The sequence below is a fragment of the uncultured Phycicoccus sp. genome, assembly GCF_947495705.1.
GTDB lineage: Bacteria > Actinomycetota > Actinomycetes > Actinomycetales > Dermatophilaceae > Phycicoccus.
Genome location: NZ_CANLZR010000008.1, coordinates 101,597 through 122,922 on the forward strand (window position 1 = coordinate 101,597; position 21,326 = coordinate 122,922).

Annotated in this window: 21 protein-coding genes, 1 tRNA gene and 1 pseudogene; 12 read left to right on the plus strand and 11 right to left on the minus strand. The window is 73.8% G+C overall.

Going from position 1 to position 21,326, the window contains the following annotated elements:
* The first annotated feature begins 54 nt into the window (after window positions 1-54).
* Together Q0963_RS12265 and Q0963_RS12270 are read left to right on the plus strand one after the other, a co-directional pair.
* Window positions 55-345 (plus strand): type II toxin-antitoxin system VapB family antitoxin, encoded by a 291-nt coding sequence (locus tag Q0963_RS12265; protein ID WP_299446218.1) that lies wholly within the window; start codon window positions 55-57, stop codon window positions 343-345.
* Window positions 346-356: 11 nt separating this feature from the next.
* A complete protein-coding gene (locus tag Q0963_RS12270; RefSeq protein ID WP_299446220.1) occupies window positions 357-899 on the plus strand; it encodes a LytR C-terminal domain-containing protein in 543 nt (180 codons plus the stop codon).
* A 146-nt stretch (window positions 900-1,045) separates the two neighbouring features.
* Here Q0963_RS12270 and Q0963_RS12275 read toward each other — a convergent pair.
* Window positions 1,046-1,672 (minus strand): annotated as a pseudogene (locus Q0963_RS12275) (DedA family protein); the annotation flags it as partial.
* Here Q0963_RS12275 and Q0963_RS12280 point away from each other — a divergent pair.
* The gene (locus tag Q0963_RS12280; RefSeq protein WP_299446223.1) at window positions 1,625-3,277 is read left to right on the plus strand and encodes an ABC-F family ATP-binding cassette domain-containing protein; all 1,653 of its coding nucleotides are present in this window, start codon (window positions 1,625-1,627) and stop codon (window positions 3,275-3,277) included. The pseudogene Q0963_RS12275 and the gene Q0963_RS12280 overlap by 48 nt on opposite strands.
* Window positions 3,278-3,384: 107 nt before the next feature.
* On the plus strand, window positions 3,385-4,002 hold the full coding sequence (locus Q0963_RS12285; protein WP_299446226.1) for an antibiotic biosynthesis monooxygenase: 618 nt from the start codon (window positions 3,385-3,387) through the stop codon (window positions 4,000-4,002).
* Window positions 4,003-4,070: 68 nt separating this feature from the next.
* On the opposite strand, the gene Q0963_RS12290 is transcribed toward Q0963_RS12285, so the two are convergent.
* The 3 genes from Q0963_RS12290 to Q0963_RS12300 form a co-directional block, all read right to left on the minus strand.
* Entirely contained in the window at window positions 4,071-5,222 is a 1,152-nt protein-coding gene (locus Q0963_RS12290) for a hypothetical protein (RefSeq protein ID WP_299446229.1), read from the minus strand.
* A 113-nt stretch (window positions 5,223-5,335) separates the two neighbouring features.
* Window positions 5,336-5,425 (minus strand) — tRNA-Ser (locus tag Q0963_RS12295).
* A gap of 47 nt (window positions 5,426-5,472) precedes the next feature.
* On the minus strand, window positions 5,473-5,907 hold the full coding sequence (locus Q0963_RS12300; protein ID WP_299446360.1) for a nucleoside deaminase: 435 nt from the start codon (window positions 5,905-5,907) through the stop codon (window positions 5,473-5,475).
* Between the two features lie 52 nt (window positions 5,908-5,959).
* Here Q0963_RS12300 and upp point away from each other — a divergent pair, with 52 nt between their 5' ends.
* From upp to Q0963_RS12315, 3 genes are all read left to right on the plus strand, one after another.
* Window positions 5,960-6,601 (plus strand): uracil phosphoribosyltransferase, encoded by a 642-nt coding sequence (gene upp, locus Q0963_RS12305; protein WP_299446232.1) that lies wholly within the window; start codon window positions 5,960-5,962, stop codon window positions 6,599-6,601.
* A 129-nt stretch (window positions 6,602-6,730) separates the two neighbouring features.
* Window positions 6,731-6,898 (plus strand): hypothetical protein, encoded by a 168-nt coding sequence (locus Q0963_RS12310; RefSeq protein WP_299446234.1) that lies wholly within the window; start codon window positions 6,731-6,733, stop codon window positions 6,896-6,898.
* A gap of 3 nt (window positions 6,899-6,901) precedes the next feature.
* On the plus strand, window positions 6,902-7,813 hold the full coding sequence (locus Q0963_RS12315) for a PH domain-containing protein (RefSeq protein WP_299446236.1): 912 nt from the start codon (window positions 6,902-6,904) through the stop codon (window positions 7,811-7,813).
* A 3-nt stretch (window positions 7,814-7,816) separates the two neighbouring features.
* On the opposite strand, the gene purF is transcribed toward Q0963_RS12315, so the two are convergent.
* Complete coding sequence (purF, locus tag Q0963_RS12320; protein WP_299446238.1) at window positions 7,817-9,436, minus strand: amidophosphoribosyltransferase; 1,620 nt, start codon at window positions 9,434-9,436, stop codon at window positions 7,817-7,819.
* Between the two features lie 28 nt (window positions 9,437-9,464).
* Window positions 9,465-9,710, minus strand: a complete 246-nt coding sequence (locus Q0963_RS12325; protein ID WP_299446240.1) for a hypothetical protein — start codon at window positions 9,708-9,710, stop codon at window positions 9,465-9,467.
* Between the two features lie 111 nt (window positions 9,711-9,821).
* Here Q0963_RS12325 and Q0963_RS12330 point away from each other — a divergent pair, with 111 nt between their 5' ends.
* The 4 genes from Q0963_RS12330 to Q0963_RS12345 all read left to right on the plus strand — a co-directional run bounded on the left by Q0963_RS12330 (window position 9,822) and on the right by Q0963_RS12345 (window position 13,612).
* Window positions 9,822-11,402 (plus strand): molybdopterin-dependent oxidoreductase, encoded by a 1,581-nt coding sequence (locus Q0963_RS12330; protein ID WP_299446241.1) that lies wholly within the window; start codon window positions 9,822-9,824, stop codon window positions 11,400-11,402.
* A gap of 187 nt (window positions 11,403-11,589) precedes the next feature.
* Entirely contained in the window at window positions 11,590-12,231 is a 642-nt protein-coding gene (locus Q0963_RS12335; RefSeq protein WP_299446243.1) for a fasciclin domain-containing protein, read from the plus strand.
* A gap of 23 nt (window positions 12,232-12,254) precedes the next feature.
* A complete protein-coding gene (gene sigK, locus Q0963_RS12340; RefSeq protein ID WP_299446245.1) occupies window positions 12,255-12,857 on the plus strand; it encodes an ECF RNA polymerase sigma factor SigK in 603 nt (200 codons plus the stop codon).
* The gene (locus Q0963_RS12345) at window positions 12,854-13,612 is read left to right on the plus strand and encodes an anti-sigma factor (RefSeq protein ID WP_299446247.1); all 759 of its coding nucleotides are present in this window, start codon (window positions 12,854-12,856) and stop codon (window positions 13,610-13,612) included. The genes sigK and Q0963_RS12345 overlap by 4 nt, the downstream gene beginning before the upstream one ends.
* Window positions 13,613-13,618: 6 nt before the next feature.
* Here Q0963_RS12345 and Q0963_RS12350 read toward each other — a convergent pair whose 3' ends face one another.
* Together Q0963_RS12350 and Q0963_RS12355 are read right to left on the minus strand one after the other, a co-directional pair.
* The gene (locus Q0963_RS12350; protein WP_299446249.1) at window positions 13,619-14,473 is read right to left on the minus strand and encodes an LLM class flavin-dependent oxidoreductase; all 855 of its coding nucleotides are present in this window, start codon (window positions 14,471-14,473) and stop codon (window positions 13,619-13,621) included.
* Window positions 14,470-14,856, minus strand: coding sequence for a sterol carrier family protein (locus Q0963_RS12355; RefSeq protein ID WP_299446251.1), 387 nt, complete (start codon window positions 14,854-14,856; stop codon window positions 14,470-14,472). Before Q0963_RS12355 ends, Q0963_RS12350 begins: the two co-directional genes overlap by 4 nt.
* A gap of 39 nt (window positions 14,857-14,895) precedes the next feature.
* On the opposite strand from Q0963_RS12355, the gene Q0963_RS12360 reads away from it, so the two are divergent.
* The gene (locus Q0963_RS12360) at window positions 14,896-15,699 is read left to right on the plus strand and encodes a spermidine synthase (RefSeq protein WP_299446253.1); all 804 of its coding nucleotides are present in this window, start codon (window positions 14,896-14,898) and stop codon (window positions 15,697-15,699) included.
* Window positions 15,700-15,726: 27 nt separating this feature from the next.
* Here the strand turns inward: Q0963_RS12360 and Q0963_RS12365 are convergent, their stop codons facing one another.
* From Q0963_RS12365 to purL, 3 genes are all read right to left on the minus strand, one after another.
* Complete coding sequence (locus tag Q0963_RS12365; protein WP_299446254.1) at window positions 15,727-16,185, minus strand: pyridoxamine 5'-phosphate oxidase family protein; 459 nt, start codon at window positions 16,183-16,185, stop codon at window positions 15,727-15,729.
* A gap of 94 nt (window positions 16,186-16,279) precedes the next feature.
* A complete protein-coding gene (locus Q0963_RS12370) occupies window positions 16,280-17,389 on the minus strand; it encodes a winged helix DNA-binding domain-containing protein (RefSeq protein ID WP_299446256.1) in 1,110 nt (369 codons plus the stop codon).
* 4 nt (window positions 17,390-17,393) lie between these two features.
* A complete protein-coding gene (gene purL / locus Q0963_RS12375; RefSeq protein WP_299446258.1) occupies window positions 17,394-21,293 on the minus strand; it encodes a phosphoribosylformylglycinamidine synthase in 3,900 nt (1,299 codons plus the stop codon).
* Window positions 21,294-21,326: the final 33 nt, after the last annotated feature.

Consider the following 21,326-nt stretch of genomic DNA (forward strand, 5'->3'; position numbering starts at 1 on the left):
CGGCCCGGGGTTTCGCACCCGGGCTCGGCGACGGCACCCGCATAGAGTGGGGACGTGATCTTCAAGGCCGTCGGCGACCACCGGCCCTACCCGGACCACGGGTACTCGGGCCGGCAGTGGTCGGGCGTGCCCCCGCGGCTCGTGCGCCTCGACGAGCTCGTCACGACCAAGCGCGAGCTCGACCTGCAGCAGCTGCTCGCCGAGGACTCCACGTTCTACGGCGACCTCTTCGCGCACGTCGTCGAGTGGGAGGGCACGCTCTACCTCGAGGACGGCCTGCACCGGGCCCTCCGCGCAGCACTCCACCAGCGGCCCACCCTCCACGCCCGAGTCCTCACCCTCTAGGCCGGGTCCCGATGAGCGAGTACACGACGGAGTCCCCGTTCTCGATGGAGCGCCGGCAGCGGCAGCGTCGTGCGTTCATCACGATCGGGGTCCTCCTCCTCGGCCTGTTCTTCGCGTTCTGGTACGGCCTGTCCTACTACGAGGCCGACCGCCAGGCTGCCCGGGCCGCGCCCCCGACCCCGACGTGCAGTCCGTACGACCCCGACGTGATCCTGCCGGCCGACATCGAGATCAGCGTCTACAACGCGACGAGCCGCAACGGCCTCGCGGGCCGCAGCGCCGCACTCCTCGAGCAGCGCGGGTTCGTCATCGACAAGGTCGCGAACGACCCGTCCGACCGGCCGACCCCGAAGGTCGCCGAGGTCCGCTACGGCCAGGAGGGACGGCCCAAGGCCCTCGTCGTCCTCGACGTGATGCCCGAGGGCACCAAGGCCGTCAAGGACAAGCGCACCGACGCCACCGTGGAGGTCGCCCTCGGGACGGAGTTCAAGGGCCTCGCCCCGGCCACGACGAGCACCGAGCCGCCGATGTGCCCCGCCCCCACCCCGTCCTGAGCCGGACGGGCCGGCGCGGCGGACCGGCGCCGGTGGAGCGCCGCAACGGCGCCGACGAGGAGCACCGCAGCCAGGAGGGCCGCGCCCCCGCCGCCGAGCCAGGTCTGCACCTGCGCGTAGGAGCGCCCGGCGGCGGCACCCAGCCCGACGCTGGTGACGCCCCAGGTCGCGGCACCGACGGCGTTCCACCCGACGAAGCGTCGGTAGGTCATCCCGGACGCCCCCGCGAGCGCCGGCGCCATCGTCCGGACGAACGCGGTCCACCGAGCGGCGACGAGCGCGGTGGGGCCGCGGCGCACCATCGCCTCGCGCAGTGTGTCGAGGCGCTCCCGCCGGGTCCGCAACAGCCGCGAACCGAGGAGCCGGGGCCCGGCGGCGCGGCCGAGGAGGAAGCCGAGACCGTCGCCCGCGACGGCCGCCGCCACGACGACGAGCGCCATCGGCAGCAGCTCGGTCCGGCCGAGGGCGACCGTGGCCCCGCCGACGAGGACCGTCGCCTCCCCAGGGAGCAGTAGCCCCGCCGGTACCGCCCCCTCGAGGAGCACGACGGCGCCGACGACGGCGTAGACGACCCAGACCGGCTCGGCCAGCAGCAGGGCGAGCACCGTGTCCATGGATGGAGCCTCTCGACGGCGACTGTGGACCGCCTGTGGTTCGGCGCTCAGCCGTCCGTGGATGTCCCGGCGGCGCGTCGCCGGGGGACGGCGCGCAACTACGATCGCCGGATGAGCGCCACCCTGGTCACCAAGCACCTGGCCGGCGGCCACGCTCATCGCACCCTCTTCGAGGGCCTCGACCTCACCGTCGCGCCCGGCGACGTCGTCGGCGTGGTCGGCGCCAACGGCGCCGGTAAGAGCACGCTGCTGCAGATCCTGGCCGGTCACCTCGACCCGCTCGACGGCACCGTCGCCACCGCACCCGCCGATGCCTTCGTCGGCTGGCTGCCCCAGGAGCACGAGCGCATCAACGGCGAGACCGTCGGCCACTACGTCGCCCGCCGCACGGGAGCCGCCGCGGCGACCGCTGCGATGGAGCACGCAGCCGCCGCGTTCGGCGCCGAGGACCACTCGCGTGCGGCCGAGGATGCGTACGCGCGAAGCCTCGACCACTGGCAGGCCAGCGGCGCCCCCGACCTCGACGAGCGTCTCCCGCCGATGTTGGCCGACCTCGGCCTCGACGTCGACGCGGGCGCCCTGATGACGTCGCTGTCGGGTGGGCAGGCCGCCCGCGCGGCGCTGGCCGCGCTGCTGTTGAGCCGTTTCGACCTCGTCCTGCTCGACGAGCCGACCAACGACCTCGACCTCGACGGGCTGGAACGCCTCGAGCGGTTCGTCCGCGGCCTGCGGTCGGGGGTGGTGCTGGTCTCCCACGACCGCGAGTTCCTCTCCCGCGTCGTGACCCGCGTCGTCGAGCTCGACCTCGCCCAGCAGCGGGTCGCGGTCTACGACGGCGGGTACGACGCCTTCCTCGAGGAACGGGCCGTCGCCCGCCGCCATGCCCGCGAGGCCTACGAGGAGTTCGCCGGGAGGAAGGCCGACCTGGTCAGCCGCGCCCGCACCCAACGGGAGTGGAGCTCCCAGGGCGTCCGCAACGCCATCAAGAAGGCCCCGGACAACGACAAGATCCGCCGGAGGGCGCAGGTGGAGTCCTCCGAGAAGCAGGCGCAGAAGGTCCGTCAGATGGAGTCCCGCATCGCCCGCCTCGAGGAGGTCGAGGAGCCCCGGAAGGAATGGGCGCTGCGCTTCACCATCGGCAGCGCCCCGCGGTCCAGCTCGGTCGTCGCGACCCTCGACGAGGCCACCGCGCGGCTCGGCTCCTTCACCTTCGGCCCCGCCTCGCTCCAGGTGAGCGCCGGGGACCGGATCGGTGTCACCGGCCCCAACGGCGCCGGCAAGACGACGCTGCTCCGGCTCCTGCTCGGCCGGATCGTCCCCCAGTCCGGCCGGGCCGGCCTGGGTGCCTCGGTGGCGGTCGGCGAGATCGACCAGGCGCGCACCGGGCTCGCCGAGGACCTGCCGCTCGGGGACGCGTTCGAGGCCGCAGTGCCCCAGATGACACCCGCCGATGTCCGGACCCTGCTGGCCAAGTTCGGCCTCAAGGCCGACCAGGTCACGAGCCCGGTCGGCCGGCTCTCGCCCGGCGAGCGCACCCGCGCCGCGATGGCGCTGCTGCAGGCCAGGGGGGTCAACCTCCTCGTCCTCGACGAGCCGACCAACCACCTCGACCTCCCGGCCATCGAGCAGCTCGAGGAGGCCCTGGACTCCTACGACGGCTCACTCCTGCTCGTGTCACACGACCGGCGGCTGCTGGAGGGCGTCCGGCTCGACCAGCGGTGGCACGTCCGGGACGGGCAGGTCACGCTCGGGACCCCGGGCTGAGGCGAGCGCCCCGGCCCTGAGGGGTTGCCAACGAAGACCCTGGTGGCGGACAGTGGTGGTGCCGGCGGCGCCGGCCGAGGCGCCGCCTCGAGGTGAGGAGGTGGCCCGTGCACGCGCGCGCCACGACGTTCCAAGCGCGACCGGGCTCGATCGACGACGGCATCGCCTTTTGCCGCGATGAGGTACTACCGCTCATCCGCGACATCGACGGCTGCATCGGTCTGTCCATGATGGTCGACCGCACGACTGGCCGCTGCATCGCGACCAGCGCCTGGGAGAACGAGGAGACGATGCGAGCCAGCGACGGGCAGCTGGCCGCCATCCGGGACCGGGCCGGGGAGATCCTCGGCGCGGACCCCGAGGTCGAGGAGTGGGAGATCACCGCACTCCACCGTGACCACCGCACGGCCGACGGTGCCTGCACGCGGGTGAGCTGGATGGACGGCCAACCCGGCGAGGCGGACCGGATGGTCGAGGTGTTCCGCGGGGTCCTGCCCACGTTGGAGAGCTGGGGCGGCTTCTGCAGCGCCAGCCTGCTGGTCAACCGCTCGAGGGGCAGGGCCGTCATCACGACCACGTGGGACAGCCAGGCGGCCCTCGAACAGACCCGGCCCCTGGCCGACCGGACCCGAGCCCAGGCAGCCGAGGAATCGGGCACCCGGATCTCCGAGGTGGCCGAGTTCGAGCTGGCGGTGGCGCACCTGCGCGTCCCCGAGCTCATCTGACGACTACGACCCGGAGCCGCAGGCCGAGGTCTGCGGCTCCTGCCGTACCTGCCCCGGCCCCGGAGCCGTCAGTAGCGGAAGATCGCGGCGACCTCGCTGCCGGGAACGACGGTCTCCGAGGTCGCGTACACCTGGCCACGGGTGGTCAAGGTCGCGACCGCGGCGGCGTCGACCTGCTCGCACCCGAGGTACCGCTCGTCGGCCCCCAGGGCCACGACGGCCGGGGTCCCGTCGGCCGCCTGCTCCCAGCACCACGGGTCGGCCCTGACGAACAGCGTCTCGACCCGCCCCTGGGCGGCCGCCTCGGCCACCACCGGCAGCTCGCCGGAGGCGCGGCCGGCGCCGGCCAGCTCGTGGAACCGGTCGACCACCCTCGCCCGCTCCTCGCGGAGCCGCCGCTCCACCAGGGGCCACGCCATCTCGTGGAGCCCGTCGGCCTCGAGCTGGTCCGCGTTGTGCTCGACCGCGTCGTCCAGCACGTGCCCGTAGGTGCTGACCTCGCGGTACGCGCTCACGAGGGGGTCGAGACCCACCAGCACCATCGGGGCGCTCTCCCGGGCCAGCACGGCGTGCAGACCCGCGTCGACGGAGCGGAGGAAGCGCAGCACCTCGTCCTTCTTCAGGTGCCGGTCCCCGGCGCCGTGGCCGTAGAACACCGCGGGCCCGCCGCGCCCGGCCTTGTCCGCCGGCCTGGCCATCGTGTGGGACCGCGGCTCCTCGGGTTCGACGGCGTCGCGCAGGCTGGTGGGAAGGTCCGGCAGGTGGACCGGCTCCATCGTGTTGCGGCTGCCCTCCAGGAGGCGCACGTCGCGTTGGCTGAGGGCGAGCACGAGGAAACGCTCGTCCCCGGAGCAGAGGCGGAGCGTCGGGCCCAGCACCGGCCGCGCGCCGACCGTCGCCAGCTCGGGCATCGGCGCAGCGACCTGGAAGGTGCGGTTCCCGCCGGGCCCCAGGAACATGGCCAGCCCCTCGCTCATGTACCGCCAGGCGATCGGGTCGTCGTGCAGCTGGTGGGCCGGGGCGAGCAGGGCTTCGACGTCGGGTCGGCGCAGGTCCTCGAGCAGCAGCGCCTCGGCCCGGTTCACGAGGTTCTTCCACCGCAGCTGGTCGGCCTCGACGCGCTCCCCGACGCGGTGGGTCGGCATGAAGAGCGAGACGTAGGTGCCGTCCGGTCCCGGCTGCGCGAGCGAGACGAGCTCGGTTCGGGTCAACAGATCCATGTCGTCCTCCCGATGGGGTGCGTCCCCTCACCCTAGGCGCGGGGTCAAGACGGTCCGGGGCGCCGGGCCCACGGGAAAGCCCCCGGTCGCATGCTCCCGGGGGCTTTCCTGTCTGGCGGTGGCGGTGGGATTTGAACCCACGGAGGGCGTAAACCCTCACACGCTTTCGAGGCGTGCTCCTTAGGCCGCTCGGACACGCCACCGCCGGAGAGGCTACCCGAGCCCGGCGTCCCCCAGAAAATCGGCCGGGTCAGGCCCGGTGGCCGTCGAAGAAGCGGCGCACGAGGTCACCGCACTCCGCCTCGAGCACACCCCCGACCACCTCGACACGGTGGGTGACGCGGCGGTCGCGCGGCAGGTCCCACACGGAGCCGCACGCCCCGAGCTTGGGGTCCCACCCCCCGAACACGACCCGTGCCACCCGCGCGAGGACGAGCGCGCCGGCACACATCGGGCACGGCTCCATCGTCACGACGAGCTGGCAGCCCTCGAGCCGCCACTGCCCGACGGCCCGCGACGCAGCCCGCAGCGCGACGACCTCGGCGTGCCCCGTGGGGTCGCCCTCCGCCTCGCGGACGTTCCAGCCCTCACCGAGCACCTCACCCGACGGCCCGACGACCACCGCCCCGACCGGCACGTCCCCGGCGCGCCCGGCCTGCCCGGCGAGCGCCAGCGCATGCCGCATCCGGGACACGTCGAGCGGATCGGGAGGGAACGGCACGCGCTAAGTTTCACCCATGCGCGTCATCAACCCGGACCACAGGCTCATCGCCCACAAGCTGACCTACCTCCGGGACGAGCGGACGGACTCGCCGACGTTCCGCCGCCTCGCCGAGGAGCTCATGACCCTGCTGGCCTACGAGGCGACCCGGGAGGTGCGGATCGAGCCGTTCGAGATCCGCACCCCGGTGGCCCCGACGACCGGCATCAAGCTGTCCAACCCCAAGCCGCTCGTGGTCCCCATCCTGCGGGCCGGGCTCGGCATGCTTGAGGGCATGGTGCGGCTCCTGCCGAGCACCGAGGTCGGGTTCCTCGGGATGCAGCGCGACGAGGAGACGCTCGAGGCCATCACCTACGCCAACCGGCTGCCCGACGACCTGTCCGGCCGCCAGGTCTACGTCCTGGACCCGATGCTCGCGACCGGCGGCTCGATGGCCGACGCCATCCACTTCCTCCTCGAGCGGGGGGCCGACGACATCACCGCCGTCTGCCTGCTCGCCGCCCCCGAGGGCATCGCTCACCTCGAGGAGTCGATGGCCGCCGTGGAGTGCCCCGTTACGCTCGTCACTGGGGCGATTGACGAGCGGCTCAACGAGGTCGGCTACATCGTGCCGGGGCTGGGCGACGCCGGCGACCGGCTGTACGGCGTCGCCCAGTAACCGCGCCCCACCCGCGCCGGCCGGGGCGACACGCCACGGGCCGGGCCATCATCCGTCACACCCGTCACAGGTGGGACGATCGGACAACGTGGCGTGCACCCGGCTCGCCCGCTGCAGGAGGACGTGAACATGCCACCGGTCAAGAAGATCGTGATGTGGCTCGTCGTCATCTTCCTGCTGTACGCGATCCTCACCTCCCCGCAGGAGGCGGCCGACATCATCGGCTCCGCCTGGGACGTCATTCTGAACGGCGTGGAGAACATCGGGCGCTTCTTCGACAGCCTGCTCCGGGGCTAGGCGATGCGACGGCATGGCGCCGTCGTCCGCGACGGGACCCCCGAGACCGTCGAGGCGGATCTCGCGGTCATGCCCGGCTGGGTCCGGCGCAGCCTGCTCCACCAGCTCGCCGAGGGTGAGCGGATCGTCATCCGCACCCGCCAGCACCCGGTCGTGCTGCTCCGCCATCTCGTCTGGCCGCTCGTCGCGGGCTGGGTGTGGTGGTTGCTCGTGTTCCGCGTCCAGGCAGCGCCTCGCCTCATCGAGCTCGTCGGCCTCGTCGTGCTCCTCGGGCTGCTGAAGCTGGGCTGGATGGAGGTCGAACGCCGGTACCGCTGGTTCGTCGCGACGAACAAGCGGATCCTCAAGCACGAAGGCGTCCTCACCCGGCGCGTCCCGATGATGCGGCTGACGAAGGTCACCGACATGACCTACACCCGGGGTGTCGTCGGCGAGCTGCTCGGCTACGGGACCATCGTCATCGAGAGCGCCGGCCAGCACCAGGCCATCCGCGACCTCACGTTCGTGCCGGAGCCCGACGAGGTGAACGCCGCCCTCAACTCCGAGATCTTCGGCGAGCGGCCGCGCACCAAGAGGGGCGACGCGAGCCGCACCTGGCCGCGGATCGCCGCCCCGCGACGGCGACGCCGGGACGACGGAGACGACGAGGACGGCGGCGGCGGCGCGCGGGGGCCGCAGGACGGCCCCGACGACCTCCCCGGCACCGGCGGCGTCGAGGTGTCGCGGGCCGGCCATCCCCCGCCGCCCCGCGTGGAGCCCGAGACCTGGTACCGCAGCTCCAACCTCGGCAGTCCCCGGCGGCTCGGCGACACCGGCGAGATCCCCGTCGTGCGCGCCGACGACGAGGCGCCTGCGGACGACGCGGTGCGTGAGATCCCGCTCTACCCGCCGCGCGGCTGGGTGGAGCGCCGCTGACGGTCAGGGGCGAAGGATGGCCTCGCCGGCGCCACCACCGGCTGAGGTGCGCACCCCCTCGACGTCGAGCACGGGCACGTCGACGATCGGCGCCTGCCGCTGCGGGTGCCGCTCGCCCACCGTCCGCTCAGCGCGGGCGGCGTCGTCCCCGAGTGGCAGCTCGAGCTCGAGGACGCCCTTGCCGAGCCGCCCGTCCTCCGGGAGCGCCACGGGGTAGGACCCGCTGAAGCACGCCGTACAGAGCCGCTCGCGCGGCTGCTCGGTGGCCTGGATCATCCCGTCCTCGGAGATGTACCCGAGGGAGTCGGCCCCGATGGAGTTGCAGACCTCCTCGACCCCGAGACCGGTCGCGATCAGCTCGGCCCGGGTCGGGAAGTCGATCCCGAAGAAGCAGGGCCACTGGACCGGCGGGGCCGAGATGCGCACGTGCACCTCGGCTGCCCCGGCCTCGCGCAGCATCCGTACCAGGGCCCGCTGGGTGTTGCCGCGCACGATGGTGTCGTCGACGACGACGAGGCGCTTGCCCTTGATGACGTCGCGGAGCGGGTTCAGCTTGAGCCGGATCCCGAGCTGCCGGATCGTCTGGGACGGCGCGATGAACGTGCGCCCCACGTACGAGTTCTTCACGAGGCCCTGGCCGTACGGGATCCCGGACTCCTGCGCGTACCCGATGGCGGCCGGGGTCCCGGACTCCGGGGTGGGCATCACCATGTCGGCCTCGACCGGGTGCTCCCGGGCGAGCCGTCGCCCCATCTCGACCCGGGCCTCGTGCACGCCCCGCCCCGCGATCGTCGTGTCCGGGCGCGCGAGGTAGACGTACTCGAAGACGCACCCCTTCGGCGAGGCCGGGGCGAACCGCTGCGAGCGCAGCCCGTCCTCGTCGATGGCGATGAGCTCGCCCGGCTCCACCTCACGGACGAACGAGGCGCCGACGATGTCGAGGGCCGCGGTCTCGGAGGCCACGACCCACCCGCGCTCGAGGCGGCCGATGACCAGCGGCCGGAAGCCCTGCGGGTCGCGCGCCGCGTACAGGGTCTGCTCGTCCATGAAGACGAAGCAGAACGCGCCGCGCAGGAGGGGGAGGACCTCGAGCGCGGCGCCCTCGAGGGTCCGGTCGGCGTCGTCGGCGAGCAGACCGGTGACGAGCGCGGTGTCCGTGGTGTTCCCGCGCGCGATCTCGCCGCGCGGCCCCTCTGCACCCCGGCGGCCCTCGAGCAGGTCCCGCAGCTCGGCGGAGTTCGTGAGGTTGCCGTTGTGCGCGAGCGCCACCGTCCCCCCGGCGTGGCCGCCCAGGGTCGGCTGGGCGTTCTCCCAGGTGGACCCGCCGGTCGTGGAGTAGCGGCAGTGCCCGACGGCGAGGTGGCCCCGCAGCGACGCGAGCGAGCGCTCGTCGAAGACCTGCGACACCAGCCCCATGTCCTTGTAGACGAGCAGCCGCTTGCCGTCCGACGTCGCGATGCCGGCGGACTCCTGGCCGCGGTGCTGCAGCGCGTAGAGGCCGTAGTAGGTGAGCTTGGCGACGTCCTCCCCCGGGGCCCAGACGCCGAAGACCCCGCAGGCGTCCTGGGGGGCCTTCTCGCCCGGAATCAGGTCGTGGCTGAGGCGTCCGTCTCCGCGTGGCACGTGCCCCAGTCTCCCACAGCGAGCCCGGTCAGGACCGGCGCGCCCACCAGTCGAGTGCCAGCGCGACAAGGGCCGCGAGAATCGCGAACAGCGCCGCGCCGAGCAGGCCGACGTAGCCGATCCCGGCGGACGGTGAGTACTGGCCCTGCTGCAGGAGGACCGAGTCGGTGTCCTCGAACCGCCCACTGGCGGCGATGCCGGCTCCCAGGAGGAACCCGAGCACCGCACCCGTGAGGATGAACGGGAAGAACCGGGGGCCGCGTGCTGGTGTCACGGTCCTTACGGTAGGCGAACCCTGCTCGCCCCGGGCGCCCGGCTCCCGGGAGGATGGACCGGTGTCCCGACACCCACCATCCGGGAGCCCGGCCCGCTCCGAACCACGGTCATGACGACGACACCTCGGAATCCGGCCCCGCACCGACCGCGCGCCGCGTGGTACGCCGCCGGCACGCTCCTCGCCGCCGCGGCAGGAGCCGGCGCCGGGCATCTCGTCGCCGCGCTCGTCTCGCCCTCGGCCTCCCCCGTCCTCGCGGTGGGATCCACCGTCATCGACGCCACCCCCACCCCGGTCAAGGAGTGGGCGGTCTCGACATTCGGCACGGCCGACAAGCCGATCCTCGTCGGCTCGGTCACGATTGTCACCCTGCTCCTCGCGGGCGCCATCGGGCTGCTCGCCCGTGACCGACGCTCCCTGGGCCTCACCCTCGTCGGGGCCCTGGCACTGCTCGCGGCCGCGGCGGCCGGGCTGCGGCCGACGAGCCAGCCCGTCGACCTCCTCCCCGGGGTCGTGACCGCCGTCGTCGGCGTCCTCGCGGCCCAGTGGTTCCTCGGCGTCCTCGACCGGGCCGGGGCGGCGGCGGCCGACCCCGCCGCCGGCGCCGGGCCCGACCGCACCGCCCACGGTGACGGGACGAGCGGGCGTCGCACCGTGCTGGCCGCCGCCGCCGGGCTCGGGGCCGTCGCCGCAGCGGGTGGGGGGCTCGGCCAGGCGTTCAGCCGCACCAGCGTGGCCGCGGACGTCGTGCTGCCCGCCCCGTCGGTCACCCTCGAGCCGCTCCCCCAGGGGCTGGAGGAGATGGTGCGTGGTGTCAGCTCCTTTCGCACGCCGAACGACGCCTTCTACCGGATCGACACCGCCCTCGTCATCCCCCGGGTCGACCCCGACTCCTGGCAGCTGACGATCGACGGCGACGTCGACAACCCGTTCACACTGAGCTACCAGGAGCTGCTCGACCTGCCGATGATCGAGAAGGACGTCACCCTGACGTGTGTCTCGAACGAGGTCGGCGGCCCCTACGTCGGCGGAGCCCGCTGGCTCGGGGTGCCGGTCCGCACGCTCCTAGAGCGCGCCGGCGTCCGGGACGGCGTCGACCAGATCTTCAGCCGCTCCACCGACGGGATGACCATCTCGACCCCGCTCCAGGCGCTCATGGACGACCGCGACGCCCTCGTGGCGGTCGGGATGAACGGCGAGCCGCTGCCGGCCGCGCACGGATTCCCCGCCCGGCTCGTCACCCCCGGGCTGTACGGCTTCATCAGCGCGACGAAGTGGCTGACCCAGCTGACGGCGACGACGTACGCGAAGGACACGGCGTACTGGACCGAACGCGACTGGGCGACCGAGGCCCCCATCTACACCGAGTCCCGCATCGACACCCCGAGGCCACTCAGCCGGCAGCCGGCCGGCGAGACGTTCATCGGCGGCGTGGCCTGGGCGCAGCAGCGCGGCATCGCCGGGGTCGAGGTGCGCGTCGACGGCGGCACCTGGATGCCCGCCGAGCTCGGGCCCGACGCCGGCATCGACTACTGGCGCCAGTGGTTCCTGCGCTGGGACGCCACCCCCGGGCGGCACACGCTCGAGGCGCGTGCGACGGACGAGGACGGCAACACCCAGACCGAGGACCGGCAGTCCCCCTTCCCGCGCGGGGCCACCGGCTGGCACTCGGTGATCGTCACCATCGAGTGACCCCCGCTCCTCGCTCTCGACGGCCGGCACCCCTTTCGGTGCCGGCCGTCGGCCTGTTCCCGCCGCACCCGGGCAACCCATCGTGAGGGGACGCGAAAAAAGTTGCGACGCAGGCAATCCACCGACCGGGGGGTGCCGAACCACCACTGCACGAAGAAACCACCCCGATCCGCAAGGAGCTCCTCAAATGCGTTCCACCCGTATGAAGGTCGCCGCCCTGGCCCTCGCCCTCCCCCTGACCCTGGCCGCCTGTGGCACGGACACCGGCGACACCGACGCCGCCGCCGCACCCGCGACCACGTCCGCCGCCCCCTCCACCTCCCCCTCGGAGACCGAGAGCGCGAGCATGGACTCGCCGTTCGGTGCGGCCTGCTCGGCCGTCCCGGCCGACGGTGCCGGCTCGTTCGACGGCATGTCCAAGGAGCCGGTGGCCACCGCGGCCAGCAACAACCCGCTCCTGTCCACCCTCGTGACCGCGGTCACCGAGGCCGGTCTCGGCGACACGCTGAACTCGGCGGACGGCATCACCGTCTTCGCGCCGACCAACGACGCGTTCGACGCTCTCCCCAAGGAGACCATGGACGCCGCGATGGCCGACCCGAAGGGCCTGCTCACCGACGTCCTCACCAACCACGTCGTCTCCGGGCGCCTCGCTCCCGACCAGGTCGCCGGCGAGCACGAGACCCTCGGCGGCGGGAAGATCACCGTCGCGGGCTCCGGCGAGGAGTTCACCGTGACCCCCGGTGACGCCTCCGTGATCTGCGGCAACGTGCAGACCGCGAACGCCACGGTCTACATCATCGACAAGGTCCTCGTCCCCGAGGGCTGAGCCGATCAGCGATGATGGTTCTCATGACAGCCGCCTCCTCGGGACCGACACTTCCGGCCACCGAGGGGGCGGCTGCCCCCACGGCCGACCTGGCGGAGCTGCTCCGCCGGTCGGCCCGGGGGGACGAGAGCAGCTTCGCCGCCCTCTACGACGCCACCTCCCGTCGCGTCTACGGGCTCGTCCTGCGCATCGTCCGCGACCCGGCCATGTCCGAGGAGGTCACCCAGGAGGTGTATCTCGACGTGTGGCGGACCAGCGCGAGGTTCGACGCCGCCCGAGGCAGCGCCATGTCGTGGCTCATGACCATCGCCCACCGCGCCGCGGTCGACCGGGTCAGGTCCAGCGAGGCCTCCCGGCGCCGCGACGACAACCACGCCTCCGCCACCCACGACGTGGCCTTCGACACCACCGCCGAGGCCGCCCACACCTCCCTCGAGGCACAACGGGTGCGCAAGGCCCTCGACACCCTCACCGAAGCACAACGCAGTGCCGTGGAGCTCGCCTACCTCGGGGGCTACACACACACCGAGGTCGCCAAGCTCCTGGGGCTGCCACTCGGAACAGCGAAGACCAGGATCCGAGACGGGCTGATCCGTCTCCGAGACACGTTGGGAGTACCGGCATGAGCCCCGATCTGCACCACCTCAGCGGTGCGTACTCGGTCGATGCCCTCGAACCGGACGAGCGCTCCGCCTTCGAGCGGCACCTCTCCGAGTGCCCCGCCTGCCAGGCCGACGTCGCCGAGCTGACGAGCGCCGCACACTCGCTCGCCGGGCTCATCGACGCCACCCCGCCGCCGTCCCTGCGCGCCTCGGTGCTCTCGGGCATCTCCCAGGTCCGCCCGCTGCCGCCGCCGGTCGACGACGAGGCCGCCGACGACCGCTCCGACGACGAGCCGGCTCCCGCGGCCCAGGGCGCCACCGTCATCCCCCTGTTCCGACGCACGACGACGTGGCTCACGGCGGCAGCGGCAGCCGCGGTGCTCGCCGTGGGCGGTGTCGCGTTGAGCTCGTGGTCCGCCGACCAGCCGACCCTCACCGCCGTCCAGCAGGTCCAGGCGGCCGAGGACGCCGCGACGGTGACCAGCAGCAAGGGCGAGTTCACGGCCACGCTCGCGTACAGCCGCACGCTCGACCGGTCGGCGCTGACCGTGATCGGGATGCCGCCCGCCCCCGAGGGGAAGACCTACCAGCTCTGGTACGTCGGCTCCGACGAGATCGCCCGGTCCGCGGGGTTCATCACGGCCACGGGCGACGGCCGGGCCGAGGCCGTCCTCCAGGGCAGTCTCGAGAACGCGGCCGCCGTGGGCGTCACGGTGGAGCCCGCGGGCGGCTCGCCGTCGCCGACGACCGACCCGATCATGGTGATGGCGGTCGCCTGAGGCCCGTCACCGCCCGCCGAGCGACCCCGCCACCTCCTCGAGGACGGCGGGGTCGCCCGCGTAGGGGCCCTGCGCGCGCGGCCAGTGGCTCACGACGTCGGTGAAGCCCAGCTCGGCGGCCCTGCCGGCCAGCTCGGCGTACAGCCCGGCCGACTCCAGCGAGAAGCGGGGGGAGGAGTCCAGCGACAGGTAGCGGTCGCCCGCGTCGCGGCCGGTGTCGGCCAGGGCCTGCTCGAAGCGGTCGACGAGCTCGGCGAGATGCGCGAACCAGTCCTCCACGCTCTCGCCTCTCCCGCCGTAGGTGACCCAGCCGTCGCCGTGCTGGGCCGCGAGCCGGATGGAGCGGGCCCCGTTGGCGGCCACGAGCAGCGGGACCCGGTGCCGCACCGGCCCGGGCAGCGTGCGGGCGTCACGCGTGGTGTACCAGTCGCCGTCGTGGTCCACGTGGTCCTCACGGAGCAGCCGGTCGAGCAGCGGGACGAACTCGTGGAACCGCTCGACCCGCTGCCGGAGGGCGAGGTCGGCCCCGAGGAGCCGGGCGTCGAGGTCGCCTCCGGTGCCGACCCCGCACAGGAACCGGCCTCCGGTGAGGTCGTCGAGGGTGATGACGTCGCGGGCGTAGGTGTACGGGTGGTTCTGGTTCGGTGAGGACACGAAGGTGCCCAGCCGGACGCGTTCGGTGACGCCGGCCGCCGCCGCGAGAGTGGGGACCGCACTGTGCCACGGGCTGTCGGGGAGGCCACCCCACACGAGATGGTCGTAGGTCCATGCGTGGTCGAACCCCAGCTCCTCGACGGCCCGCCACCGGGGCGCCATCTCGCGCCAGGGCTCGTCGGTGAGCAGGACGATGCCGTGTCTCATCGCGCGGCCCGTCCGGCGCCGTCGCCGAGCGGCAGCAGCGACGACAGGTCCGCCCGGGTGCCGCTGACCCGCAGGACGCCGTCCGCGAGCGCCTGGGCCCAGGCCAGCGACCCGGTGGCGAGATGCAGCCAGGTGACGGCGTCGGTCTCGACGACGTTCGGCGGGGTGCCGCGGGTGTGCCGGGGGCCCTCGACGCACTGGACGACCCCGAAGGGCGGGACCCGGACCTCGACGCTGTTGCCGGGAGCGCGCGCGGCGAGCTCCTCGAGGGTGTGCCGGACGGCCGTCGCGCGGGTCGACCGGTCGACGCCGTCGGGGTCGGCGTGCCAGGCGCGCAGGGCGGCGAGCCCGAGCGCGGGGTCGGTGCGGCGACGGGGTGGCATGGTGCCGACGCTACCGGCGAGCGCCGTACCCTCGACGTCGTGGGCGACCCCCGATTCGACCGCGAGGGCAGCCTCGTCACGGTCCTGCTCGACGACCTGCCGCAGTCGGCCGTCGACCTCGACGACCCCGCGCTGCTGGCCTTCGAGTACGTCCAGCACCTCGCCCTGGTCCTGGACGCCCTGGCCCCCGTCGGCCGGCTGCGCACCACCCACGTCGGCGGGGGCGGGCTCACCCTGCCGCGCTGGGTCGAGCACACCCGCCCCGGGTCCCCGCAGATCGTCCTCGAGCCGGCGGCCGACCTCACCGAGGTCGTGCGCCGCGAGCTCCCGCTGCCGCGCAGCCACCGCATCCGGGTCCGCCCGGTGGCCGGGGAGGACGGCATGGCCGCCCTCGCCGACCGCAGCGCGGACGCCGTCGTCCTCGACGCGTTCGTGGGTGGCCGGGTGCCGGCGGGTCTCACGACGGTCGAGTGGTTGGCCGATGTGCGGCGGGTGCTCGACGACGGAGGGCTGTTCCTCGCGAACGTCACGGACGAGCCCGGGATGCGCTACGCGGCCCGGGTCGCCGCGGGCGCGCAGGAGGTGTTCGGCCATGCCGCGTTCGTGGGGCTCCACGAGGTGCTCAAGGGGCGCCGCTTCGGCAACCTCGTGCTGGTCGCGTCGGCGGGCCCCCTCGACCTCTACACCCTGCGGCGGGCCGCGGCCTCGGCCGTGCTGCCGACCGGGGTGCTGCCGTGGTCCGACGTCGCCCGCAAGGTGCCGGCCGCACGGCCGCTCCGCGCCGCCGACGGTGGCCTCGACTCCCCCGTCCCCCCGGACCAGCGCGCCTGGCGCCGTCGGTGAGCGCGGGCCCGTTCAGCCCTCGGCGACTCAGGTCCTCGCCCCGCCGGAGACGGGGTACCGGCGTCCCGTCACCGACTCCGTGACGATCCGCACGAAGTGGGGCTTGGCGCCCTGGTGCCACGGGTCGAGAGGTGCCTGCATGACGTCGATGAGGTCGTCGGTGTCGGTCACCTTCCTGGCCGGACCGCTGACCATGACGCTCCACGCGCGGCCGGCGGTGAGGTCGTAGCCGTCGACCTCGAAGACGACCCGGGAGCCCACCGCCGCCGCGACCTTGGTCCCCGCGGCGGAGCGGAACACGATGGACCCGTGGTCGACGATGTGGTTCACGGGGAAGATCTCCGGGCGTTCGTCGACGATCACGCCGAGGCGACCGAACGGAGCCTCGCGCAGGATCGCCCAGCACTGCGCGGGATCGAGGACCTCCACGTCGTCCGGCCCGGGCGGGCCGGCGCCGGCGGTCGGGGGCGTCGTCTCGGTGTTCATGGGTCCACGCTCACCTGCCGCGGACCGGCCGGGTAGGGGCGAAGGTCCCTAGGGGTGGTGCGGGCGTGGAGGACGCGGGCCTCCCCGCCGGCGCTCAGCCTGCGGCCCGGACCAGCCGCCCGGCCCTGCCGAGGTACGCGCCGTACCGGTCGGCCTCGGCCTCGAGGGCCCGCACCTCGGCCGCCGTGAGCGGGCGGTACGGCGTGACCTCGAAGGCGACCGACGTCGCCCGGACGGTGCGGCGCACGGTCCCCGCGATCTGGGCGTCCACGACGGCCACGCCGATCGCGGCCTCCCGCCCCACGGGGTGCAGCCCGTCGGCGTCGACGACACGGCGGGAGTCCTGGTGGCCGCGGTACCACTCGTCGAGGATGTGCAGGAGGTGGACCTCGGGCGACCGGGGCGCCGCCGGGGGCGACTCGCCGGGCGCGTGCCAGAACACCCGGCCGTCGTGCTCGAAGGACTCGAGTCCGTCGCGGACCGCGGCCAACCCGGTCCGCGCGTCGGTGACGGTCAGGGAGGCCCAGTAGGCGAGGTCGCGCTCGGTGGCCGGTCCGTGCCCCAGGACGTAGCGGCGGGCCACCTCGGCCAGCGCCGCCGGGCGGTCGGCGTGCGGAGACGGGGGGATCCGCCCCGCCAGCAGCGAGTACGTCTGGGTCCCGGTCCCCCCGTCCGGGCGTGGCACCCCGCTGCCGACGAGGAGGCCCATCTCGGCGTGGGCCAGCAGCACCGCGAGCTGCTGCCCGGTGAGCGCGAAACCGCGCCGCTCGAGCGCGGACGAGAGCTCCTCCCGGGTGAGGTCGGGCGTCTCGGCGAGAACGGCGACGACCGCGTCGGTGCAGGCCGCCACCGTCGCACCGTCGAGACCGAGGTCGCGGTCCAGCTGCCGACCGAGCTGCCGCCGCAGGCGCGGGCCGGTCAGCTCCTGCAGCCAGGCCAGGTCGGCGCGGTGCACGAGGTGCCACGTCGGGCGGAGGACGTGGGTGCGCACGACCTCACCGGATCCCACGAGGCCGGCGAGGCCCACCGGGCTCAGGCCGGTGCAGCGCGAGGCGAGGGCCCATCCGGTCTGGTCGAGGTTCTCGGCCTGCACCGCCAGCAACGAGCGCACGGCCGTGGCGGCGTCGGGGGCCGAGGCCTCGTCCAGCAGCTGGCTACGGAACCGCCACCGGGCGATGGCCCGGTCGTCGATCCGTGACCCCACCTCGTCAGCCTACGGCGACCCGGGCGTTGCGGAACATCCGCAGCCAGGGGCTCTCGTCCTCGACCCGTCCGGAGGTCCATGACATCTGGACATTGCGGGACACCCGCTCGGGGTGCGGCATCATCGCGGTGAACCGGCCGTCGACGGTCGTGACCGCCGTGAGCCCCCCGGGCGAGCCGTTCGGGTTGAACGGGTGCGTCGTCGCCGGCTCGCCGTGGTGGTCGACGAAGCGGGCCACCCGCTGCACGGATGTCGCGTCGCCCCGGGCCGAGAAGTCGGCGAAGCCCTCGCCGTGCGCGACCGCGATCGGCAACCGGCTGCCGGCCATGCCGGTGGTGAACAGCGAGGGCGACTCGAGCACCTCGACGAGGGTGAGCCGGGCCTCGTACTGCTCGGACCGGTTGCGGGTGAACCGGGGCCAGGCGTGCGCTCCCGGCACGAGGTCCGCGAGCGCGGCGAACATCTGGCAGCCGTTGCAGATGCCGAGCCCGAAGGTGTCGCCCCGATGGAAGAACTCGCGGAAGGCGTCGGTGAGGCGCGGGTTGAACAGCACCGAGCGGGCCCACCCCTCCCCGGCGCCCAGGGTGTCGCCGTACGAGAAGCCCCCTGCCGCGACGAGGCCGGTGAAGTCCGCGAGGTGGGCCCGGCCGGTCTGGAGGTCGGTCATGTGGACGTCGTAGGCGTCGAAGCCGGCCCGGTCGAGCATGTACGCCGTCTCGACGTGGCTGTTGACCCCCTGCTCGCGCAGCACCGCGACCTTGGGGCGGACCCCCGTGGACAGGTACGGGAGGGCGACGTCGTCGGTGGGGTCGAAGCTCGGCGCGACGACGAGGCCGGGGTCGTCGTCGGCACCGACCGCGGCGTGCTCCTCGTCGGCGGACCCGGGGTTGTCGCGCAGGACGCTGATCCGCCACGACACCTCGTCCCAGACCTGGGCGAGGTCGCGTACGGACTCGTCGAGCACCGCCGCGCCGTCGACCGACACCCGGACCCGGCGGTCCGCCGCGGTCCGCCCGACCGTGGACACGAGGTGGTCGAGCCCGTGCTCGCGGAGCACCTCCTCGACGGTGGCGGCGTCGCCCGCAGGGACGCCGAGGACGACGCCGAGCTCCTCGGCGAAGAGCGCCGGTACCGACGGCACCTCGACCTCGAGGCCCGTCCCCCCGGCGAACGCCATCTCGCAGGCCGCCGCCCACAGCCCGCCGTCGGACCGGTCGTGGTACGCGAGGTCGAGGCCCCGGCCGCGCAGGTCGGCCAGGGCGGCCGCCAGCGCGACGAGCCGCTTCGGGTCGTCGAGGTCGGGCACGTCGCGGCCGAAGGCTCCGGACACCTGGGCGAGGATCGAGCCGCCCAGCCGGTCCCGGCCCGCCCCGAGGTCGACGAGCACGAGCACGGAGTCGCCGCGCAGCTGCGGGGTCCAGGTGCCCCGGACGTCGGGGAGCGAGGCGAAGGCCGTGACGACGAGCGACACCGGCGAGGTGACCTGCCGGGACCGGCCCAGGGCGTCGGTCCACCGGGTGCGCATCGAGAGGGAGTCCTTGCCGACCGGGACCGAGATGCCGAGCGCCGGGCACAGCTCCATCCCGACCGTGTGGACGGTGTCGTAGAGGGCGGCGTCCTCGCCCTCCTCACCGCACGCGGCCATCCAGTTGCACGAGAGCTTGACGCCGGCCAGTGCCGCAACGGGTGCGGCCAGGAGGTTGGTGAGCGCCTCCCCCACCGCCATCCGCCCCGAGGCGGGAGCGTCGACGGACGCGAGCGGCATCCGCTCGCCACTGGCCATCGCCTCGCCCGCGAAGCCGACGTGGTCGGCGAGGGTGACGGCGACGTCGGCGACCGGCACCTGCCACGGCCCCACCATCTGGTCGCGGTGGGTGAGCCCGCCGACGGTGCGGTCGGCGATCGTGACGAGGAACCGCTTGCTCGCGACGGTCGGGTGGCGCAGGACGGCGTAGGCGCCGGCCCGCAGGTCGAGCCCGTCGAGGTCCAGGTCGTCCCCCTGGCGCGCGACGCGGACGACGTCACGGGTCATCCGCGGGGGCTTGCCGAGCAGGGTCTCCATCGGCATGTCGATGGGCCGGTCCTCGCCCTCGACGTCCTCGAGCCCCTCGGCCAGCACGAGCTGGCCGTCGTCGCGCGCGACCCCGACGACGGCGTACGGGCAGCGTTCCCGCTCGCACAGGGCGGCGAACCGGGCCAGCGACTCCGGGGCGATGGCGACGACGTACCGCTCCTGGGACTCGTTGCACCACACCTCCTTCGGCGCGAGGCCGCTCTCCTCGGTCGGGACCGCGGACAGGTCGAACCGGGCGCCGAGCCCGGCGCCGTCGACGAGCTCGGGGAAGGCGTTGGACAGGCCTCCGGCGCCGACGTCGTGGATGGCGAGGATCGGGTTGTGGTCGGCCCCCAGGCTCCAGCATTGGTTGACGACCTCCTGCGCACGCCGCTCGATCTCGGGGTTGCCGCGCTGGACGGAGTCGAAGTCGAGGTCGGCCGCGTTGGCGCCGGCCGCCATCGACGATGCCGCGCCGCCGCCCATCCCGATCCGCATGCCGGGGCCGCCGAGCTGCACGAGCAGCGTGCCGGCCGGGAAGGTGACCTTCTCGGTGAGCTCGGCGCTGATGGTGCCGAGCCCCCCGGCGCTCATGATCGGCTTGTGGAAGCCGCGCCGGACCCCGTCGACGGTCTGCTCGTACACCCGGAAGAAGCCGCCGAGGCCGGGGCGCCCGAACTCGTTGTTGAACGCGGCCGCGCCGATCGGGCCCTCGACCATGATGTCGAGCGGGCTCGCGAGGTGCGCGGGGGCGCCGTACTCCTCGCGCTCCCACGGCTCGTCGGTGCCGGGCAGGTGCAGGTTGCTGACCGCGAACCCGGTGAGCCCGGCCTTGGGCTGGCTGCCCCGGCCCGTGGCGCCCTCGTCCCGGATCTCGCCACCCGCGCCGGTCGCAGCCCCCGGGAAGGGGCTGATCGCGGTGGGGTGGTTGTGGGTCTCGACCTTCATGAGGACGTGGACGTCGGCCTCCCGCCCGCGGTAGGGGCTGGGACCGTCGGTCGACTCGGGCAGCCAGCGCGTGCGGGGTCCGCCCTCCATGACCGAGGCGTTGTCCTTGTACGCCACGACGGTGCCGGCCCCGGCGACCTCCTCGGTGTGCCGGATCATCCCGAACAGCGAGCGCGGCTGGGCCTGGCCGTCGACGATGAAGTCGGCGTTGAAGATCTTGTGGCGACAGTGCTCGGAGTTGGCCTGCGCGAACATCATCAGCTCGACATCGGTGGGGTTGCGTCCGAGGCCGGTGAACGCCTCGGCGAGGTAGTCGACCTCGTCGTCGGAGAGCGCGAGGCCGAAGTCGCGGTCGGCCTCCTCCAGCGCCGCCCGGCCCCGGCCGAGCACGTCGACGTGCGCCACCGGCTCGGCCTCCCGCTCCTCGAACAGGGCGGCGGCGTCCGCACGGCTGGGCAGCGCCGACTCGGTCATCCGGTCGTGCAGGGCCTCGGCCGCCGCCACCCACTGCTCGGGGGTCAACGGTTCTGACAGCTCGATCCGGTACTCGGTGACCCGCTCGACCCGGCGGACGTCGACCCCACAGCTGTGGGCGATGTCGGTGGCCTTGGACGCCCACGGCGACAGCGTGCCGAGCCTCGGGGCCACGACGACGACGGCTTCGTGCGGCGCGGCTGCCGGCGGGGTCCACGGGTCGCCGTAGGTGAGCAGCCGGCCGACCGTCGCGGCCGTGGTCTCGTCGAGCGGGCTGTCGCTGACGACCCAGTGCACGTGCTGAGCGCCGACGGCGACCACCTGCGGCGCGACGACGCGCAGCCGGGCCAGCACGCCGGCGGCACGGAAGCTGGAGAGGGCGGCGCCCCCGGGGACGGTGGTCAGCACGTGGTCGTGCGACGAGGCCATGGCGGGAGTCTCCGAGGGGTGCGGTGCGGTGGC

Bases quoted from the DNA above. Each gene is read 5' to 3' on its own strand.
- Q0963_RS12350 (WP_299446249.1), bottom strand. From the start codon at position 14,473: ATGAGACACGGCATCGTCCTGCTCACCGACGAGCCCTGGCGCGAGATG.
- Q0963_RS12335 (WP_299446243.1), top strand. From the start codon at position 11,590: ATGCGTTCCACCCGTATGAAGGTCGCCGCCCTGGCCCTCGCCCTCCCC.
- Q0963_RS12290 (WP_299446229.1), bottom strand. From the start codon at position 5,222: ATGGATCTGTTGACCCGAACCGAGCTCGTCTCGCTCGCGCAGCCGGGA.
- sigK (WP_299446245.1), top strand. From the start codon at position 12,255: ATGACAGCCGCCTCCTCGGGACCGACACTTCCGGCCACCGAGGGGGCG.
- Q0963_RS12310 (WP_299446234.1), top strand. From the start codon at position 6,731: ATGCCACCGGTCAAGAAGATCGTGATGTGGCTCGTCGTCATCTTCCTG.
- Q0963_RS12300 (WP_299446360.1), bottom strand. From the start codon at position 5,907: ATGCGGCATGCGCTGGCGCTCGCCGGGCAGGCCGGGCGCGCCGGGGAC.
- Q0963_RS12330 (WP_299446241.1), top strand. From the start codon at position 9,822: ATGACGACGACACCTCGGAATCCGGCCCCGCACCGACCGCGCGCCGCG.
- upp (WP_299446232.1), top strand. From the start codon at position 5,960: ATGCGCGTCATCAACCCGGACCACAGGCTCATCGCCCACAAGCTGACC.
- purL (WP_299446258.1), bottom strand. From the start codon at position 21,293: ATGGCCTCGTCGCACGACCACGTGCTGACCACCGTCCCCGGGGGCGCC.
- Q0963_RS12315 (WP_299446236.1), top strand. From the start codon at position 6,902: ATGCGACGGCATGGCGCCGTCGTCCGCGACGGGACCCCCGAGACCGTC.
- Q0963_RS12280 (WP_299446223.1), top strand. From the start codon at position 1,625: ATGAGCGCCACCCTGGTCACCAAGCACCTGGCCGGCGGCCACGCTCAT.
- Q0963_RS12365 (WP_299446254.1), bottom strand. From the start codon at position 16,185: ATGAACACCGAGACGACGCCCCCGACCGCCGGCGCCGGCCCGCCCGGG.
- Q0963_RS12355 (WP_299446251.1), bottom strand. From the start codon at position 14,856: ATGCCACCCCGTCGCCGCACCGACCCCGCGCTCGGGCTCGCCGCCCTG.
- Q0963_RS12270 (WP_299446220.1), top strand. From the start codon at position 357: ATGAGCGAGTACACGACGGAGTCCCCGTTCTCGATGGAGCGCCGGCAG.
- Q0963_RS12345 (WP_299446247.1), top strand. From the start codon at position 12,854: ATGAGCCCCGATCTGCACCACCTCAGCGGTGCGTACTCGGTCGATGCC.